Source organism: Flagellimonas olearia, from assembly GCF_009184425.1.
In the GTDB taxonomy this organism is placed as follows: Bacteria; Bacteroidota; Bacteroidia; order Flavobacteriales; family Flavobacteriaceae; genus Flagellimonas; species Flagellimonas olearia.
The window spans coordinates 1,008,227-1,024,399 of record NZ_WELG01000002.1; the positions used below are offsets into that span (position 1 = coordinate 1,008,227).

The window sequence follows — 16,173 nt, forward strand, 5'->3', positions numbered from 1 at the left end:
AAGATCGTAACCTCAATTGGTTTAGTTTTAAGAACCAACCATTTTTTTGACAATGACCATTTTTCAGAAGCTTCCAATCGCCATTTTTCTTTTTCTCTTTTTTTCCTCGCAATCCATAATGGCACAGGATATTCAACAAGCCATCGATGCCTTGAAGGATACCCTACAACTCAAGGAGGGCGAGGATAGGGTTCTTGTGTTGAAAGATATCGGAATGAAGTTTCGTTCCGTAGATAGGGACAGTGCCCGACATTACATGGATAAGGCTTATCAGCAGGCAGAAACCAGTGATGACGATTATTATAAGGCAAGGATATGGGTTGCTTATGGGGTACTTTCACAAGATGAAGGCAGACCTAAAGAAGCATTGGATTTTCACTTGAAGGCGAAACCAATTTTGGAAACCTCCAAGGATTATTCTGTTTTGGGAAGTCTTTACACAAATATGGGCAATGCATATGAGGCATTATCTGAATTTGACAAGGCTGTGGACTTTCAATTAAAGGCATTGGAAAACTATGAAGCAGGAAAGGATAGTCTATGGATTGCTGGGTCATATTTAAATCTTGGAAACAGATTTAAGCTGATTGAAGAACCCGACCTTTCTTTGGAATACTATCTCAAGGCATTGGAAATTTACAAAGGGATGGGCAACGAATATATGGTGACTACCAGTAATAATAGTGTGGCATCGGCTTATATTGTAAAAAAGGAATATGATGCAGCATTTGAATATGCAAAAAAAGCATTCGACGGCTTTGAATCTATGGGAGCAAGACTGGACCAAGCCTACCCTGTAACCAATATGGCCTTGGCGAGCTGGGGACTTGAAAATTTTGAAGAAGCAGAGCAATACTATATTCAGGCCATTGCCCTTCAAAAGGAAAGAGGTGAGCGCTTGGCTTTGTTGTTCTTGAAGAATGACCTTGCCAATGTACTCCTCAAACAGGGAAAGGAGAACAGAGCTGAAGCATTGGCATTGGCCACTTATAAAGAAGCGGAGCAAATGGATTTTATTCCGGCCATTGATGCGTTATCAAAAACCTTATCCTTGATCTATGAAGAAAAAGTGGACTTTAAAAAAGCCTATGAGTATCATCAAAGACACAAGGCGGCAAGAGACAGCTTGTATTTTTCCGAAAAATCGAGGGAAGTACTTAATCTAAAGGAAAAATACGAGTCCGAGCAAAAGGAAAACGAGATTCTACGCCAACAGAACGAGCTGGTGGAAAGCGAGCTTTCCATAAAAAAACGCAACAATATGCTGATGGGTAGCGGAGGTCTGTTGGCCATACTGTTGATCGCGGGATTTGTAATGTTCAGGGAACAGAAAATAAAGGCAAAGAACTTTGCAAGGGAGACCGCTCTGGAAAAGGCCATGGCAGAGGCCCGGGCACAGGAAGACCTAAAGGAACAACGCCTGCGCATTGCCCGTGACCTGCATGACAATATCGGGTCCCAACTCACATACCTAACATCGATTACCGATTCGGCCAAGCGGGGCATTGATAAAGGGGAAGTTTTCCTTATGGAAAAGCTCACCCAAATGAAACAGTTTTCATTGGTCACCATCTCCGAGCTTCGGGATACCATTTGGGCCATGAACAAGGACGAGATCAGCTTTGAAGATATAAAGGAGCGAACCCAGCAATTGGCGGCAACCGTTCATGAAGCCACGGATGACAAAGTCAAGGTGAATATCAAGGGAAGCCCAATCCACAAGGTGCTCAATGCGTTTGTGGGGATGAATCTTTTTAGGATTGTTCAGGAATCCGTGAACAATGCTGTGAAACACTCGGACAGCGATCAGATTGATATAAGATTTGAAGAGTTGGACAACAGGGTGCAAATTGTGATTGAAGACTTTGGGAAGGGATTTGATACTTCAGGAGAATCAACCGGGAATGGACTTCATATTATGCGGAATCGGGCTCAAAAAGCGGGTATTGATTTTGATCAAGAAAGTATACTTGGCAAGGGAACCAAGGTAACCTTGCAGGTAAGGGCATAATTCTTAACACTAAAATAGTAGACCATGAGCAAAATCAGACTGGGCATAGTAGACGACAATACGTTCTTGGCTCGTGCCATTAAAGAAAAATTGGTCGATTTTGAGGAATTGGACATCAAGTACATGGTCTTCAACGGTAGTGAACTACTTGCCAAACTGGAAAAGAGCCATAACCTTGATTTGGTGCTCATGGATATAGAAATGCCTGTTTTGGACGGAATTGAAACCGTTCGCATCGTAAAACAGAAATATCCCCATATCAAAGTACTCATGCTAACGGTTTTTGACAATGATGAGAATATTTTCAATGCCATCCAGGCCGGTGCAGACGGTTATTTGTTGAAGGAAATAGAAGCCGATAAGTTGTACAATGCCATCACCGAGACCATGGAAGGCGGGGCAGCCATGAGCCCTTCCATTGCCGTAAAGACATTAAAGTTGTTGCGATATCCCGAACGGCAGGAGTCACTGTCCGCGAAGGAAGAAGCAATTGAACTCAGTTCACGGGAGCAGGAGGTATTGGAACAATTGGCAGAAGGGCTAAGCTATACCGTAATTGCCAAAAACCTATACCTCTCACCCAGTACGGTACGAAAGCATATCGAGAATATTTATAAGAAGCTTCAGGTCCACAACAAGCTCGAAGCGGTACAAAAGGCAAGAAGACAAAGTTTGATTTAAGTCAAATCAGGATTTATTTAAGTTCCAATTTTTCGGTTTTTAATTTTGAGCCTATTATTTTCTCATAAGCCGCTTTCATCTCGGCCAATTTCTCGGGATGACTTTTCGCCAAGTTGTGCTGCTGACCCAAGTCTTCTTTAAGGTTGTACAATTGGTATTCCGGGTCATTCCCTATTTCAATGTTCACGGTTTTGATGATTGCTGGTCCGTCATAAGGCGGGATCATGGCCCAATCTCCTTTACGGAATGCAGTTCGGGTGGAGGCCTCTATAATGAGTTCATCCCGACCGTTGGTGCTTTTTCCCAACAACACATCCAACAAATCTTGACTGTCCTGGGTCATGGCATCACTGTTCACCAATGCAGCCAGTGAAGCCAAAAGATCTACCTGGCTTACCATCGCATCCGAAGTGCCCGGGCTGATCTTTCCTTTCCAATAGGTGATGAAGGGCACACGGGTACCTGCTTCGAACAAACTGTATTTTCCACCACGTAGCGGACCGGCGGGTTTATGGTCACCCAGCTTCTCCACGGAATCGTCATAATATCCATCGTTTACCACAGGGCCATTGTCGCTTGAAAATACGATCAAGGTGTTCTCCAGCAACCCTTCTTCTTCCAAGGTTTTTACAAACTCACCCACACACCAATCGGCCTCCACGATCACATCACCTCGGGGTCCCATGCCACTAGAACCTGCAAAACGCGGATGTGGGGTTCTGGGCACATGGGGTTGTTGAAGGGCATAATAGAGGAAAAAGGGTTGGTCTTTCTTCTCTTTTACAAATCGTTTGGCTTCGGCCAAAAAAGTATCGGCCATATCCTCGTCAACCCATTTGGCAGCTTCTCCGCCTTTCATGAAACCGATTCGTGAAATGCCGTTCACAATGCTGTTGTCATGCCCGTGGTGCCATTTCATTTTCAACAACTCTGGGTTGTCCTTGCCCGTGGGTTCGCCCGGGAAGTTGTTTTGATAGTCGACCTGTATGCGGTCGTTGGGGTCAAGATTGTCCACCTTTCCATTTTCAATATACACCGTGGGCACCCGATCTTGGGTAGCTGCCATGATATAGCTATGGTCAAAGCCCACCTCGTTGGGCCCGGGACTGATGGTTTGGTTCCAATCCACATGTCCGCTGCCAAGTCCCAAATGCCATTTTCCAACAATCCCCGTGGTGTAACCTTGTTGTTTAAACACCTTGGGAAGGGTGGTTTGGGCGGTATCAATGATCAAGGGAGCGGTGCCCGGCAAGATTTTGGCACTTTTGTTCCGCCAAGGATAGGACCCGGTCAACAAGGCATATCGGCTGGGGGTACAGGTGGCCGAAGTGGCATACCCGTTCGTAAAGCGCATCCCATTATTTGCCAAATGGTCTAGATTAGGTGTTTGGAGTTCGGTGGCGCCATACGCTCCCAATTCGCCATAGCCCAAATCATCGGCATAGATGATCACGATATTGGGCAGGGATGTTTGTTCTTCCTGCTCCGTAGGCTCTTTTTTTTCGGTCTTACAGGAAAAAAATAATACGGTCAGCGCAAAAAAAAGGGTTCTGGCAATGTGCATTATAGTGGTTTTGTTGGGTTGATGGAATTGCAATCTAACGAAAAGAGCGCAATTTTTAAGGAAGCATTTGGACAATTGCGGAATTGTGTCAATCCTCGAAAGAAGCATTGAAAAAATCACCTAGGGATATTTCAAAATACTGACAGAGCTTTTTTAGGGTTGAAAGTTGAATGTCCCGCTTGCCTTGTTCAATTCTTGAAAATTGAATTCCTGTATCATGTAGGGCTTCTTCTTGAGTAACTCCTTTGATTCCTCTTAACTCTTTGACCCTTTTTGCCAGATCTACAAGCAATTGCTCTTTGCTTTGTTCCATTTTACAAATCCATATTTGGAACAATATAGGGATTCCAATTCCTTCATCATATTATGGTTCCACAGTCAATATGGCCCTTAGTCTAATGTCATTGGAGGAACTGCCGATCATTATTCTAAAATCGCCCGGTTCCACTACGCGGTCCATACCTTCGTTCAACATGGTTAACATTTCTGGGGTTATTTCAAAGGACAGCTCCTTGGTTTCCCCCTTTTTCAAATGGACACGCTGAAACCCTTTCAACTCCAAGATTGGTCGGGCCACGGAGGCCAAAATGTCCCTGAGGTAGAGTTGTACCACCTCATCACCATCAAACTCTCCTGTATTGGTGACCTTAAACCGGACGGTTGTGGTCTGGTCCTTGGAAATGCTCGGGGCATCAATTTGTATGTCCTCATAGACAAAGGTGGTATAGCTTAGACCATATCCAAAGGGGAAAAGTGGTTTTCCGGTCAGGTTGATATAGTCATCGCCCCTTCCAGTGGGCTTATGGTTATAATACAGCGGCAGCTGTGCTTCATGTACCGGAAAGGTAATGGGCAGTCTTCCAGCGGGGTTGTAGTCGCCAAAAAGCACATCGGCGATGGCATCGCCCCCAGCGTCGCCGGGATACCATACGTCTAGAATGGAGGGGACATCATCAATCCAACGGTCCATAGTTATGGCGCTTCCGCCCACTAAAACCACCACCATGGGTTTTCCGGTCTTGGCCACGCTTTGGATCAATTCTTCCTGATGGCCGGGAAGGGATAGATAGGCCCTATCCCTGAACTCTCCTTCCTCAATACCCACAGTGACAATGGCCACGTCGCTTTTTTGGGCAGTGGCCACGGCTTGTTGTATCTGTTGTTTCCAATCATTTTCAACGCCCACGTCCCACAACAGTTTGAACCACACATTGCCTACGGTCTCAAAAAATTCAACCTTGAGGTCATATTCCTTTCCTTTTTCAAAGCGATAGTCTTGGGTAATGGTCCTGACAGTTTGCTTGGTCCAATTGTCCACCACCAGTTCGCCATTGATGTACACACGATACCCATCGTTTCCTTTGATGCCGATTTTAAAAGTGCCTGTCTCGGGGGCTTTAAGTTTTCCGGTCCAACGCGCGGAATAGAAATCATAATTGATTTTCTCCTGATCTGGGGAAAACAAGGTCCATCTAAAATCAATCACCGGGTCAATCCGAGTAAGTGCGGGTTCCCCCTCAAGGGTAATGTTGTTGAAATATTCTGCCTGTAACCCTGCCTTTTGCTCCCCATTTTCGTAATGGTACAATTGTTCCCTGGGGATGGTCACATAATTGGTGGATTCCCTTCCGGGTCCAGCCGCATAGTTGATTGCTACGTTTTCACCCAACTTGGTCTTGAGGCCTTCCAAAATACTCATGGGCTTGTTTCCGGGACCGGAGTAGCCCCCCAGTCTTGCTTCTTCGGCATCCATGCCTATCACAGCCACAGATTTGACGGTTTTGGATAGGGGTAGTGTCTGGTTGTCATTTTTCAACAGGACCATGGATTCCAAGGAAGCTTTCTTGGCCAACTCCCGATTTGCTTTTGTGCCGTTCCATTTATCCGCTTTTTCTGGGTCTACATACGGGTTTTCAAACAGTCCCAATTTAAACTTGGCGCGTAGTACCCTTCTCACGGCCTCATCTATGGCAGCTTCATTGATCATTCCTTTTTCAAAAGCTTCGTAAAAAAGGGTATAGTGGTCGTATGAGGTCTGAAAAATCACATCCAATCCATCTTCTATGGCCTGTTGGGTGGATTCCGCATAATCCTTTGCGGTAAAGTGAAGCACATTGGCTCCGCCCGTGGCACCGGCATCGGAAATCACAAAACCATCAAAGCCCCATTCCTTTTTCAGTTTTTGGTTGAGCAACCAGTCGTTGGCAGTGCATTGTCTTCCATCAAAAGAATTGTAAGAAGTCATCACGGACCAGGCATTGGCCTTTTGGAAACTGGCCTTAAAAGCAGGAAAATATATTTCCTCCATGAGTCTTTCATTAAAATGGATGGGGTAACTGTCGCGTCCGCCGTCACCCACATTGGCCACAAAATGCTTGGGGGTGGTGAGCACATCGGCCTTTTCAAATTGTGAAATAAAGGATACCCCCATCTGTGCGGTCAGGAAAGGGTCCTCGCCATAGGTTTCCTCGGTTCTTCCCCAACGTACATCACGGGCTATATTGAGCACGGGGGACAAGATTTGCCGAATCCCCCTGGTCTTGGTTTCCATGGTAATGGCTTTGCCCACATTGGCAACGAGGAGGGTGTCCCAAGTGGCTGCCAAAGCGATGGACTGGGGAAAGGCCGTAGCGCCTTCCCGAACCAAACCGTGCAAGGCTTCATCAAAAGCAATGATGGGAATGCCCAATCGGGTTTCTTCCACAAAGTATTTTTGGATTTCATTGATCAAAACCGCGGTCTGTTCCGCGGTTCCCCCGCCGGAATAATCCAACAATTGCTCCGCCTCATTTCCCGACTTTCCCTTGGTGGCCACCTGAAACCCAAAGATGCCGTGCTTGTAGCGTTCCTTACCATCTGATAGGTCCCCGGGAATCATGAACAACTGCCAGAATTTCTCTTCCAGGGTCATTCTTGGCAATAGATCATCAACCCTTTCCTCTATGGGCAAATCTGGATTTTTATAATCCAATTGGTCTTCTTTTTGGCAAGAAAAGAGGAGAACGGTCAAAACCACCACGGCCATGCACAGGGTTTTGCAGGGGAGCACTATTGTTTTCATTGTAAAGGGTTTGGTTTAGTTGTAAAGAGGGGTCAAGGACCATCCCTTGGGTCATAAATGTATGGTATTTTCCGGGAATGGACCCAAAGTGTTTGTCCATGGCCCTTTCTTATTTCTTCCTTACCTTAGTGAAAACTTCCAGCATATATGGAGACCAAAGTCAAGAATGTATTTGTGGATGGGGCCATTTCCCCAGAGTTTATTGCCCAATCCATAGCAAAACACCAATCCAAGACCCAGATTGGGGCACATGATATTTTTTTGGGACAGGTACGTGCCGATGAGATTGATGGCAAAACCGTTTCGGCCATTGATTACTCGGCCTATGAGGATATGGCCAATCAAAAATTCCATGAAATCCGGGAGAGTACTTTTTCAAAGTTTGAAATTACCTGCATGCACATTTACCATAGCAAGGGAAAGGTGAATACAGGTGAAATTTGCCTTTTTGTGTTTGTGTCCTCCCCTCACAGGCGGGTAGCGTTTGAAGCGTTGGAGTATGTGGTCGAGGAAATCAAGGCCCATGTCCCCGTATTTGGAAAGGAGCTGTTTGGGGATGATTCGTATCAGTGGAAAGTCAATTCATAGCCCATGGTAGACATTACTCAAAAACAATCCACCCATAGAACTGCCGTGGCGCAGGCAGTGGTTAAAGTCGGGGATATGGCGACTATCGAGGCCATTAAAAATGGAACGGTTCCCAAAGGTGATGTGCTCTCCATGAGCAAGGCCGCTGGCTTTCTGGGCGTAAAAAAGACTTCGGACCTACTTCCGGATTGCCATCCTCTCCCCGTGGAGTATTGCGGTATTGATTATGAAATGGAGGGGTTGGAGATCAAGATCATCATCACCGTAAAGACCTTTTATAAGACGGGGGTAGAGGTGGAGGCCATGCATGGGGCCAGTGTTGTGGCCCTTACCATGTATGATATGTTGAAGCCCATTGACAAAAATGTGGAAATCCACCACATAAAATTATTGAAAAAGACCGGCGGTAAGTCAGATATTGATAAGTTGTGATTTTTTCAACTTTTTTTCCCAACCAAACACTTTTATTCTAATTTTAGATGGATTAGATGATAAGCCAAACACCATGAACAACCTCAAACGCGTAATTGTCGATTTTAAGAAATTGACTCCGGAAGTCTTGAAACTTTTGGTGGAAAAATACCCCGATGGCTATGGAGATAACGATGTGATCAATTTTCGGAATTTAAAAGGTGAGTTGATCGAAGCCGTTGAGGTGTCCACGGACGACACCAAATATTTGGTGAAGATAAGCTCCAAATTGGAGCATACCATGGCCAATTTTGATGAGGATGACGACGATGATGATACATCAGATTTGGATAGTAGGGAAATGGACAAACTCCCAGATGATGACGATGATTTTTCCGATTCCGAGGAAGAGGAATAATTTCACCCCTTTTTTAGGTTTTCCAACATCTCAACCGTGGTTTGGTCCAAATTGAACCTAGGTTGCCAACCCCAGTCTTTTCGCGCTGCCGTATCGTCAATACTGCTAGGCCATGAATCGGCTATTTGCTGCCTAAAATCAGGAGCATAGCTAATGGTGAAATCCGGAATGTGTTTTTGGATGCTTTTGGCCACTTCATTGGGCGTGAAGCTCATACTGCCCAAATTATAGGAAGATCGTATGGTGAGATTTTCAGCAGGACTTTCCATTAAACCAATAGTGGCCCTAATGGCATCATCCATATACATCATGGGAAGTCGGGTCTCTTTATCCAAAAAACTTTGATAGGTGCCTTTTTTAAGAGCTTCGTGATATATTTCCACGGCATAGTCCGTGGTTCCACCACCGGGCATGGTTTTCCAACTGATCAATCCTGGATAGCGCACGCTACGCACATCCACCCCAAATTTTTTAAAATAATATTCGCACCAACGTTCCCCGGATTGCTTGCTTATGCCGTAAACCGTACTGGGTTCCATAATGGTGTTCTGCGGGGTGTCGTCCTTTGGGGTGTTGGGCCCAAAAACAGCAATGCTTGAAGGCCAGAAGACCTTGGAAATCTTACCTTCCCGAGCTAGGTTCAAGATGTTGAACAGGGAACCCATGTTGAGGCTCCAGGCCCGCATGGGGAATTTCTCTGCCGTGGCGCTCAACATGGCGGCCATTAAATACACCTCATCTATCTCATAGTGCATTACAACATCCTCAATAGCTTCATAGTTTGTGGCGTCCAAAAGCTCAAAGGGACCTGATGCCATCAGGCCATCGTTACCTTCCCGGATATCACTGGCTATGACACTTTCCCTACCATATTTGTCCCTGAGTTCTATGGTAAGTTCTGTCCCAATTTGTCCACAAGCACCTAGAATGAGAATGGGCTTTTGCATTTAATTTCAAGTTAATTGCGTTCAGGGGTAAAGATAGCCTTTATTAAAATTTGTACATTCGCTTATGCGAAAATTGTTATGGATGTCCATGGTTTTTACGGTCTTATGGAGCTGTAAAAAAACCGAAGCGGTTACAGAGGAGCCGGAAAGTGAGGTGCTTGTTTTCAACTACCAAAAACTGCCGACCAAGTTGACCTTGAACCCAGAGGCGACCACTATTGTGGAATCATGGGAAGAATTTAAGGCACTGACCGCAAGCATAGATGTATTGTACCGGGCAACCAACAATGAAGATCTCAGCTTGGCCATTGACGACCTTATCGAGAAGGAGAAGCTCATGGCAGGGGGAACTTATCCCGAATTGTTCAATGCCTTTCAGGTGAAAAGTAGACAACAAGTGCTCAGAACCTATTTGTACAAGGTAAAATCCAAGATTTTGGAGAATCAGGAAACCACGGAGCCCACCATTGAAATGATGGAAGCCTATAATGCCCTTCGAAAGCAATTGAATATCATTGTGAACAGTCAGTTGGACAAAAATCTAATATTGGATGAAGAATAAAATTTGTTATCTGTTGTTTTTTGTGGTGTTGGCAGGAACGGCCCAAACCACGGAAAAGGAAAAAATCGGAAAGGTATTGGATGCCTGGCACATGGCGGCTTCCAATGCTGATTTTGATGCCTACTTTGGGAAAATGACCCGAGATGCGGTGTTTATAGGTACGGATGCTACCGAAAATTGGCAGAACGAAGAGTTCAAAGCCTTTTCCAAACCTTATTTTGATCGCGGAAAAGCATGGAGTTTTACTGCGGTACAGCGTAATATCTACCTTAACGCAACCAAGGATTTTGCTTGGTTTGATGAATTGTTGGATACCCAGATGAAACTGTGCCGGGGTTCCGGGGTTCTCAAAAAAGAAAATGGGCAATGGAAGATTGCCCATTATGTACTTTCAATTGCCGTTCCCAATGAAAATGTGGATGAATTGATCGAGATGAAGGAAAAAAAGGATGATCAGTTGCTGCTTGAACTAAGGAAGCAACAATAATCGTCTACTCTTGACCTTCGGGCTTTTCTTTTCGGGACTCCAAGGCCTGCTTGCTCAAACTGGCCAAATTGAAGTTGGGTTCAAGCTTCAAGGCCTCATCCATGGCGGCAATGGCCGCATCGATATTGTTTTGGTCCAAATTAAAGGTCAATAGGCCCTTCAAATGATAAAAAGCGGCTTTTAAAGGAACTTCATAAGGCTGTTGTCTTTCGTAGAAAGCATATTTCATATCATCTTGGGCATTGGCAATCCCATATTCTATATTGGTGCCTGCCCCGGCCGTATCCCCTGTTTGTATCTTAAGATCGGCCAATTCATAGGCCAAATAAGGAGATGGGTCTCTTTTGAAGAGTGCTTCAAACTGTTCCAATGCTCTTTTGGGTTGGTTCAAGGCCTTTAGTGAAACTGCCTTTACCTGAATGGCCAAGTCAGAATCGGAATCGTTCTTCTCTATTCCAATGGTATTCAGGGCCTGCATGTGTTGCCCATTGTTCATATAGATAAAAGACAGGGTGTCCCTTCTTTCTTGGGAAGGGGCAAGTACGTTCAAATGGGTCAGTGCTCCAATAACGCCCACAACATCGCCCTGCAAGCGCATTTCGTTGTAATATGCCTGGTAGTGCTCCAAAAGTTCGTTCTTGGTTTGGGCCATGGCACCAAAGCCAAGGAACAATAGCAATAGAGGTAAAGTCTTTTTCATTGATCTTCAAATTAGTGCGCCAAAACTAAAAAAATTATCTGAACAAAGCTGTTAAGAAAATGCCATAAGGAAATTAGGTGAGGATAGAGGTAGTGAACCTATGGGATTTGTCCAAAAAATTGGTGCTTAAGATTACTTTACCCTCATGTTCTGGAGGATTATCAAGATAGTTGGGAGGCGTAATCCCTCTTTTCTTGGCTTCATTCACATAGTAATCCATTTTTTTCGGGTGCAACGGATATACGCCATTAAAGATTTCCCCCCAGTACTGATTTTGGATGATGGTGGTTATCATGTGGATGCAATCCTCCAGATGGATGAGATTAACGGGGTCGTGTCCATTAGAAAGATCCTGTTTGTTGGAAAGCATGGTAACCGGATGGCGATGGGGTCCGATGAGACCACCAAATCGTATGACCGTGGTCTGTAGGTTGGGGTCTCCCATAAAGCGTTGTTCACAGACCAACAACTGTTTGCCCGACTCCGTATTGGGTTGTGAAGGCGTCTGTTCGGTGACTTTCCCTTCAACAGTTCCGTATACAGATGTACTGCTGATAAAAATAAGCTTTGAAACCTCACTTTTTTTGATTTCGGTGTGCACCAACTTCATTTTCTCTACAAAGCTTTCTGCATTTTTGCCACGTAGCCTTGGAGGCACGTTAATGATCAAAATGTCGATGTCCCGTAAAAATCCAGCAACATCACCCTGAAGCTCCTTTTCTGATAGGGTAATCTGAAACGGGTGTATCCCTTCTTCCTGAAGTTGCGCGAGCTTCTCCTTTGAGGTGGTGGAACCGTGAACAATATGGGAGTTTTTCACCAATCGTTTGGCTAAGGGGAATCCCAACCAACCACAACCCAAAACGCCTATCTTATCAGTCAAACCGTAATGTTTTGATGGTCAATATGGCATCGTTCAACACAAAGGGCATTGGGATGCTGGTCTCAGGTCTTTTTGGAACACTGAAATCGGGATGGGTCAACAGGTCGTTGGAAGCTTCGTAAAAGGATAGCTCCAATACCGAGTCTTTTGGAAATTGCATCTCTATTTCGGTAAAATCATTGTTGGTGATATAGTGTGTGATCAATCGATTGCCCCGGTTTTCCAAAAAATGGGAAGTCAACGGAATCCGATTTACCTGGACATTGGTCAGGGGTATGGAGTTGGTATACACATCCAAACGGTTGACATCGCGTTTTGGCGTGATGCAAATTTCAAGCACCCGGTTTTCACCAATAATGGTGTCCTTTACGGTATCAATCTGCGGAAGTGCAATATTTTTTTTGGGAGCATCAGCAATGTGGGTAAGCTCTGTACGGTATTTGCTGGCGAGTGTTTCATGTTCCTTAGCCGTGGGTTTACGCTTTTCACTTCCCAAAAACTGGCCATTCCATTCAATCAGCCTATTGTCATATGTGGCCCAAGAAGCAACATCCGTATCGGCATTATAAACATACAGTAGGCTACTGGGTTTGGGTCTTTTTGAATTGAAATTTGAGTTGATATGGGATGATATGCCAAAAACAAAGAACAGGAAGAGGAAGAGGTAGGCCAAACGGTCCTTGGTCTTCAATTGACCGAAAAATGGTAAGACCAGAACAAACAGTAGGGTTGTGAACACCGTTGCGGCCACCATCATCTTCAATCCCAGACCCACAGGAAACATTTTAATAAAGGGCGCATGGATAAAAATTGCAGGCAAGGCCAAGAACACCAACAAAAAAGGATTGGGCTCTTCTTGGTTGAGGGTTACCATAAAAGCGGCCAATAGTCCAAATAAAGGCACAACAAAGAAGCTTGCCCCGGGCAAATATTGGGCAACCAATCCACAGATGATCAACCAAATTACAATGGGAGCGACCAGAAGGTTGGGTGTACTGGTTTTACGGAATTTATGGTAGATCCAGAAGCAAACCGACAAAGCCATCATGGCATACACTAGAATATACAAGTGCCCGTTGTAGGTGAAGCCATGGAGCATATCCTTGAAACCGGGATACCACCATGTGATGACCCTCCAACAAAAATACCCCAGCACTCCATTGACGACCAAAGCGAACAAAAGAGGAACAAACCCTTTTAAAATGGCTTTGGGCTGCAACTTTTTCTTTTTAAAACCCAATACCAATAGTATCAGAAATGCCAACAAGGCCAGTCCGAACATGGGCCAGATCCAATCGAAGGGATAAGAAACCAGATTAAAAAAGGGAAGGTTAAAGTAGATGTAGTCGTTTAAACTTTTGAGGTTCCCCAAATCGGCTTGGCTGAAATGGTTCAATAAAGGCATTAGGTAACTGCCTTGATGGGCCAAGGTTTTTTTATCCAGCCTTTCATATGTATCCAGCGCCGTGTGATAATCAAAATGGTCATCAATGAATGCAAAATTGAAGCCTTCAATATCCCCATCTTCCCTGAAAACGGTCAAATCGGTATCGTTGGGCAACATTTTATAGATGCTATAGGCCAAAGAGTTGGCCACAGGATATTTTGGATGGGCTTTGGTAAATTCCTTGATCAGGGTGCCATTGCCACGATTGGTCTCAATGAGCATATAGCTGGGACCTCCACTGCCACGTGCTTCAAAATTGAGTACCAAGCCCACATCTTTTGCCCAAGGATGTTTGTTCACAAAAAGATCGGCACCGTTAAGACCCAGTTCCTCCGCATCCGTGATCAGGATGATGATATCGTTTTTTGGTGTCTGGCTTTCGGCCAAAAAGGCTCGTACCCCTTCCAGAATGGTGGCCACACCGCTAGCGGCGTCACTGGCCCCATAAGAGGAGTGTGGGTTGCTGTCGTAATGGGAAAGGAGCAAAAGTGCTTTTCCGTTCGTTGTTCCTTTTATGCGGGCCAAAATATTGGTGGCCTTGCTAAGATTTCCCCAATCGCCAGCGGTATACCCTTCCTGGGTTGAGGTTTCCAATCCCATTTTTTTGAGTTCGGCAATGATATAGTTTCTAGCTCGGATATGACCGGGAAACCCAACCGCATGGGGCTCTAGGGATAGATTCTTGACATGAACCAAGGCCCTATCCGTGGAAAAGGACTGTGAAGGTGCCTCAGCATCGGGATGGTAGGAGGGCATCAAAGCCTTGTAGCACCAATACACTGAAAATAAGAGGACTAAAAGGGCAAGCGTTCGGGAGAGCTTCATGGTTTTGCATTGTTAGGACATAAAAATAGAAAAATATGAAAGGTTCTCACATTTGAACTAAAAAAGTTATGTTATTCGCTAAAAAAAGCTATATTTAATATTCAACCTTAAATTTCAACCCTATGGCAATCAAGAGTTTTCAAGGCATACGATCTAAGGAGGAGTCCAAGAAGAAATACGATGCACCCATATTGGTGGAGGACTACATGACGAAAAAGTTGATTACGTTTTCCCCGGAACAGTCCATTCTGGAAGTCATGGAAGCCTTTGCCAAATACCACATTTCTGGGGGACCGGTCTTGGACAATAACGGATTTTTAGTGGGAATCATTTCTGAAGCGGACTGCATGAAGCAGATTTCGGAGAGCCGTTATTTTAACCAACCCATTTTGGACAAAAGTGTGGAACGGTACATGACCAAAGAGGTGGAAACCATTCCCCACGACATGAGCATTTTTGACGCTGCAGGAATCTTTGACCGTCATAACCGGAGAAGATTGCCCGTAATGAAAAAAGATATTCTCGTTGGACAAATCAGCCGAAAGGATATTGTAGTGGCCGCTCTAAAGCTCAATGCCCAGAATTGGAAATAACATCCGTTCACTCCCGTTTTACGATCATATAATAATCGTTGTCCAAGGGTAAATACCCAAGGTCGTACACAAAATAGTAGGTACTCCCTTTTTTGGTGGTATACAGGTTGGTGATGTATTCAAAATCAAAGCCTTTGTCCAGCAATCGCATCTTTGTAGTACTGGTTTTCCCTTCTTTTAAAGGAAAGCTGTCTAGGATACGATAATTCTTCCGCAATTTGTTGTTAATGTTGCGCACCAAGTTTTTGCTGTCCTTGTTCAGCCGATTGTTATAGGCATTTCTACAGTGGTCGGAGCAGTATTTTTGGTCTATCCTACCCAAGAGCTTTGCTCCACATTCCAAGCATTTTTTTTCGGCCATAGGATTGGATTTAGGTCACTACAATATCATACTTTTTTAACAAACCCATGAGGTTATCCTTGCTGAACTTACTCTTTTTGAGGGAGTTTCTGGTGGGGTCTATGGAAAAATCATAGGCAGATTCAAAATCCACACCTTCCAAATTGGTACGGTCAAAAATGGCATCCTTTAAGTCGGAACCCGGAAAAGAACTCCCTTTTAGGGAGGCGTTGGAAAAATCGGTCTGGTGCAACTTGCAATTCAAAAACCGGGTCTGGGGAATTTCCAATTCATAAAAAGAAGCCACGGAAAGATTACATCCGTCAAAATGAAACGACAGCAACATCGGGTTACAGCTGTCAAACTGAAGCCCCACCAATTTGCAATTGATGAATTCCACCTCATTAAATGTGGTATGGGCCAAGTTGGCATTGGTCAAATCGCAGTCTTCAAAGGTGCATTCCACAAAGTTCTGGTTGTCCAAAAACGCCTTGGAGAACAAACAATCCACAAAACGACAATTTTCATAATCCCCTTTGGGCAACTTGGTTTGTGTATAATCCTGTTTGATAAACTCGGTGTCCAGCCAAAATGATTGTGCCATACGAAGTGGGTTCCAATGAAATTAAATAGTTTCCGGGGTCATGTGCAATGC

At 44.7% G+C, this 16,173-nt stretch carries 17 protein-coding genes; 8 read left to right on the forward strand and 9 right to left on the reverse strand.

All coding sequences use genetic code 11. The features are described 5' to 3' along the window. The first annotated feature begins 118 nt into the window (after positions 1–118). Both F8C76_RS13885 and F8C76_RS13890 read left to right on the forward strand, forming a co-directional pair. Entirely contained in the window at positions 119–2,011 is a 1,893-nt protein-coding gene (locus tag F8C76_RS13885) for a tetratricopeptide repeat-containing sensor histidine kinase (protein ID WP_170284032.1), read from the forward strand. A 24-nt stretch (positions 2,012–2,035) separates the two neighbouring features. Then, on the forward strand, positions 2,036–2,692 hold the full coding sequence (locus F8C76_RS13890; protein WP_152132303.1) for a response regulator: 657 nt from the start codon (positions 2,036–2,038) through the stop codon (positions 2,690–2,692). 13 nt (positions 2,693–2,705) lie between these two features. On the opposite strand, the gene F8C76_RS13895 is transcribed toward F8C76_RS13890, so the two are convergent. From F8C76_RS13895 to F8C76_RS13905, 3 genes are all read right to left on the reverse strand, one after another. Then, complete coding sequence (locus F8C76_RS13895) at positions 2,706–4,256, reverse strand: sulfatase family protein (RefSeq protein ID WP_152132304.1); 1,551 nt, start codon at positions 4,254–4,256, stop codon at positions 2,706–2,708. An 88-nt stretch (positions 4,257–4,344) separates the two neighbouring features. Continuing rightward, entirely contained in the window at positions 4,345–4,569 is a 225-nt protein-coding gene (locus tag F8C76_RS13900; protein ID WP_152132305.1) for a helix-turn-helix domain-containing protein, read from the reverse strand. A gap of 51 nt (positions 4,570–4,620) precedes the next feature. Further along, entirely contained in the window at positions 4,621–7,317 is a 2,697-nt protein-coding gene (locus F8C76_RS13905) for a glycoside hydrolase family 3 C-terminal domain-containing protein (protein WP_152132306.1), read from the reverse strand. Positions 7,318–7,464: 147 nt separating this feature from the next. On the opposite strand from F8C76_RS13905, the gene F8C76_RS13910 reads away from it, so the two are divergent. The 3 genes from F8C76_RS13910 (at position 7,465) to F8C76_RS13920 (ending at position 8,734) form a co-directional block, all read left to right on the forward strand. Next, positions 7,465–7,905 carry a molybdenum cofactor biosynthesis protein MoaE gene (locus F8C76_RS13910; protein WP_152132307.1) on the forward strand — a complete coding sequence of 147 codons (441 nt, stop codon included), beginning with the start codon at positions 7,465–7,467 and terminating at the stop codon, positions 7,903–7,905. Positions 7,906–7,908: 3 nt separating this feature from the next. After that, positions 7,909–8,337 (forward strand): cyclic pyranopterin monophosphate synthase MoaC, encoded by a 429-nt coding sequence (gene moaC / locus F8C76_RS13915; RefSeq protein WP_152132308.1) that lies wholly within the window; start codon positions 7,909–7,911, stop codon positions 8,335–8,337. Between the two features lie 73 nt (positions 8,338–8,410). After that, positions 8,411–8,734: a hypothetical protein gene (locus tag F8C76_RS13920; RefSeq protein ID WP_152132309.1), complete on the forward strand. Its 324-nt coding sequence runs from the start codon at positions 8,411–8,413 to the stop codon at positions 8,732–8,734. 2 nt (positions 8,735–8,736) lie between these two features. Here F8C76_RS13920 and F8C76_RS13925 read toward each other — a convergent pair whose 3' ends face one another. Continuing rightward, complete coding sequence (locus F8C76_RS13925) at positions 8,737–9,681, reverse strand: NAD-dependent epimerase/dehydratase family protein (protein ID WP_152132310.1); 945 nt, start codon at positions 9,679–9,681, stop codon at positions 8,737–8,739. Positions 9,682–9,745: 64 nt separating this feature from the next. Here F8C76_RS13925 and F8C76_RS13930 point away from each other — a divergent pair, with 64 nt between their 5' ends. After that, a complete protein-coding gene (locus tag F8C76_RS13930; RefSeq protein ID WP_152132311.1) occupies positions 9,746–10,243 on the forward strand; it encodes a hypothetical protein in 498 nt (165 codons plus the stop codon). Further along, the gene (locus tag F8C76_RS13935; protein ID WP_152132312.1) at positions 10,233–10,730 is read left to right on the forward strand and encodes a nuclear transport factor 2 family protein; all 498 of its coding nucleotides are present in this window, start codon (positions 10,233–10,235) and stop codon (positions 10,728–10,730) included. Before F8C76_RS13930 ends, F8C76_RS13935 begins: the two co-directional genes overlap by 11 nt. A gap of 4 nt (positions 10,731–10,734) precedes the next feature. On the opposite strand, the gene F8C76_RS13940 is transcribed toward F8C76_RS13935, so the two are convergent. From F8C76_RS13940 to F8C76_RS13950, 3 genes are all read right to left on the reverse strand, one after another. After that, positions 10,735–11,430, reverse strand: coding sequence for a tetratricopeptide repeat protein (locus F8C76_RS13940; RefSeq protein ID WP_152132313.1), 696 nt, complete (start codon positions 11,428–11,430; stop codon positions 10,735–10,737). Between the two features lie 73 nt (positions 11,431–11,503). After that, positions 11,504–12,313, reverse strand: coding sequence for an NAD(P)H-binding protein (locus F8C76_RS13945; RefSeq protein ID WP_152132314.1), 810 nt, complete (start codon positions 12,311–12,313; stop codon positions 11,504–11,506). Then, on the reverse strand, positions 12,306–14,585 hold the full coding sequence (locus F8C76_RS13950; RefSeq protein WP_152132315.1) for a M28 family peptidase: 2,280 nt from the start codon (positions 14,583–14,585) through the stop codon (positions 12,306–12,308). The genes F8C76_RS13945 and F8C76_RS13950 overlap by 8 nt, the downstream gene beginning before the upstream one ends. A gap of 122 nt (positions 14,586–14,707) precedes the next feature. Between F8C76_RS13950 and F8C76_RS13955 the strand changes: the two genes are divergently transcribed. Further along, positions 14,708–15,178 (forward strand): CBS domain-containing protein, encoded by a 471-nt coding sequence (locus tag F8C76_RS13955; RefSeq protein ID WP_116216946.1) that lies wholly within the window; start codon positions 14,708–14,710, stop codon positions 15,176–15,178. Positions 15,179–15,185: 7 nt separating this feature from the next. Here F8C76_RS13955 and F8C76_RS13960 read toward each other — a convergent pair whose 3' ends face one another. Together F8C76_RS13960 and F8C76_RS13965 are read right to left on the reverse strand one after the other, a co-directional pair. Then, positions 15,186–15,539, reverse strand: coding sequence for a hypothetical protein (locus tag F8C76_RS13960; RefSeq protein WP_152132316.1), 354 nt, complete (start codon positions 15,537–15,539; stop codon positions 15,186–15,188). A gap of 10 nt (positions 15,540–15,549) precedes the next feature. Beyond that, positions 15,550–16,122 (reverse strand): pentapeptide repeat-containing protein, encoded by a 573-nt coding sequence (locus F8C76_RS13965; protein ID WP_152132317.1) that lies wholly within the window; start codon positions 16,120–16,122, stop codon positions 15,550–15,552. Positions 16,123–16,173: the final 51 nt, after the last annotated feature.

Coding starts and splice junctions, on each gene's coding strand:
- F8C76_RS13960 (WP_152132316.1), bottom strand. CDS start 15,539: ATGGCCGAAAAAAAATGCTTGGAATGTGGAGCAAAGCTCTTGGGTAGG.
- F8C76_RS13885 (WP_170284032.1), top strand. CDS start 119: ATGGCACAGGATATTCAACAAGCCATCGATGCCTTGAAGGATACCCTA.
- F8C76_RS13900 (WP_152132305.1), bottom strand. CDS start 4,569: ATGGAACAAAGCAAAGAGCAATTGCTTGTAGATCTGGCAAAAAGGGTC.
- F8C76_RS13950 (WP_152132315.1), bottom strand. CDS start 14,585: ATGAAGCTCTCCCGAACGCTTGCCCTTTTAGTCCTCTTATTTTCAGTG.
- moaC (WP_152132308.1), top strand. CDS start 7,909: ATGGTAGACATTACTCAAAAACAATCCACCCATAGAACTGCCGTGGCG.
- F8C76_RS13890 (WP_152132303.1), top strand. CDS start 2,036: ATGAGCAAAATCAGACTGGGCATAGTAGACGACAATACGTTCTTGGCT.
- F8C76_RS13895 (WP_152132304.1), bottom strand. CDS start 4,256: ATGCACATTGCCAGAACCCTTTTTTTTGCGCTGACCGTATTATTTTTT.
- F8C76_RS13935 (WP_152132312.1), top strand. CDS start 10,233: ATGAAGAATAAAATTTGTTATCTGTTGTTTTTTGTGGTGTTGGCAGGA.
- F8C76_RS13940 (WP_152132313.1), bottom strand. CDS start 11,430: ATGAAAAAGACTTTACCTCTATTGCTATTGTTCCTTGGCTTTGGTGCC.
- F8C76_RS13910 (WP_152132307.1), top strand. CDS start 7,465: ATGGAGACCAAAGTCAAGAATGTATTTGTGGATGGGGCCATTTCCCCA.
- F8C76_RS13905 (WP_152132306.1), bottom strand. CDS start 7,317: ATGAAAACAATAGTGCTCCCCTGCAAAACCCTGTGCATGGCCGTGGTG.
- F8C76_RS13955 (WP_116216946.1), top strand. CDS start 14,708: ATGGCAATCAAGAGTTTTCAAGGCATACGATCTAAGGAGGAGTCCAAG.
- F8C76_RS13930 (WP_152132311.1), top strand. CDS start 9,746: ATGCGAAAATTGTTATGGATGTCCATGGTTTTTACGGTCTTATGGAGC.
- F8C76_RS13965 (WP_152132317.1), bottom strand. CDS start 16,122: ATGGCACAATCATTTTGGCTGGACACCGAGTTTATCAAACAGGATTAT.
- F8C76_RS13925 (WP_152132310.1), bottom strand. CDS start 9,681: ATGCAAAAGCCCATTCTCATTCTAGGTGCTTGTGGACAAATTGGGACA.
- F8C76_RS13920 (WP_152132309.1), top strand. CDS start 8,411: ATGAACAACCTCAAACGCGTAATTGTCGATTTTAAGAAATTGACTCCG.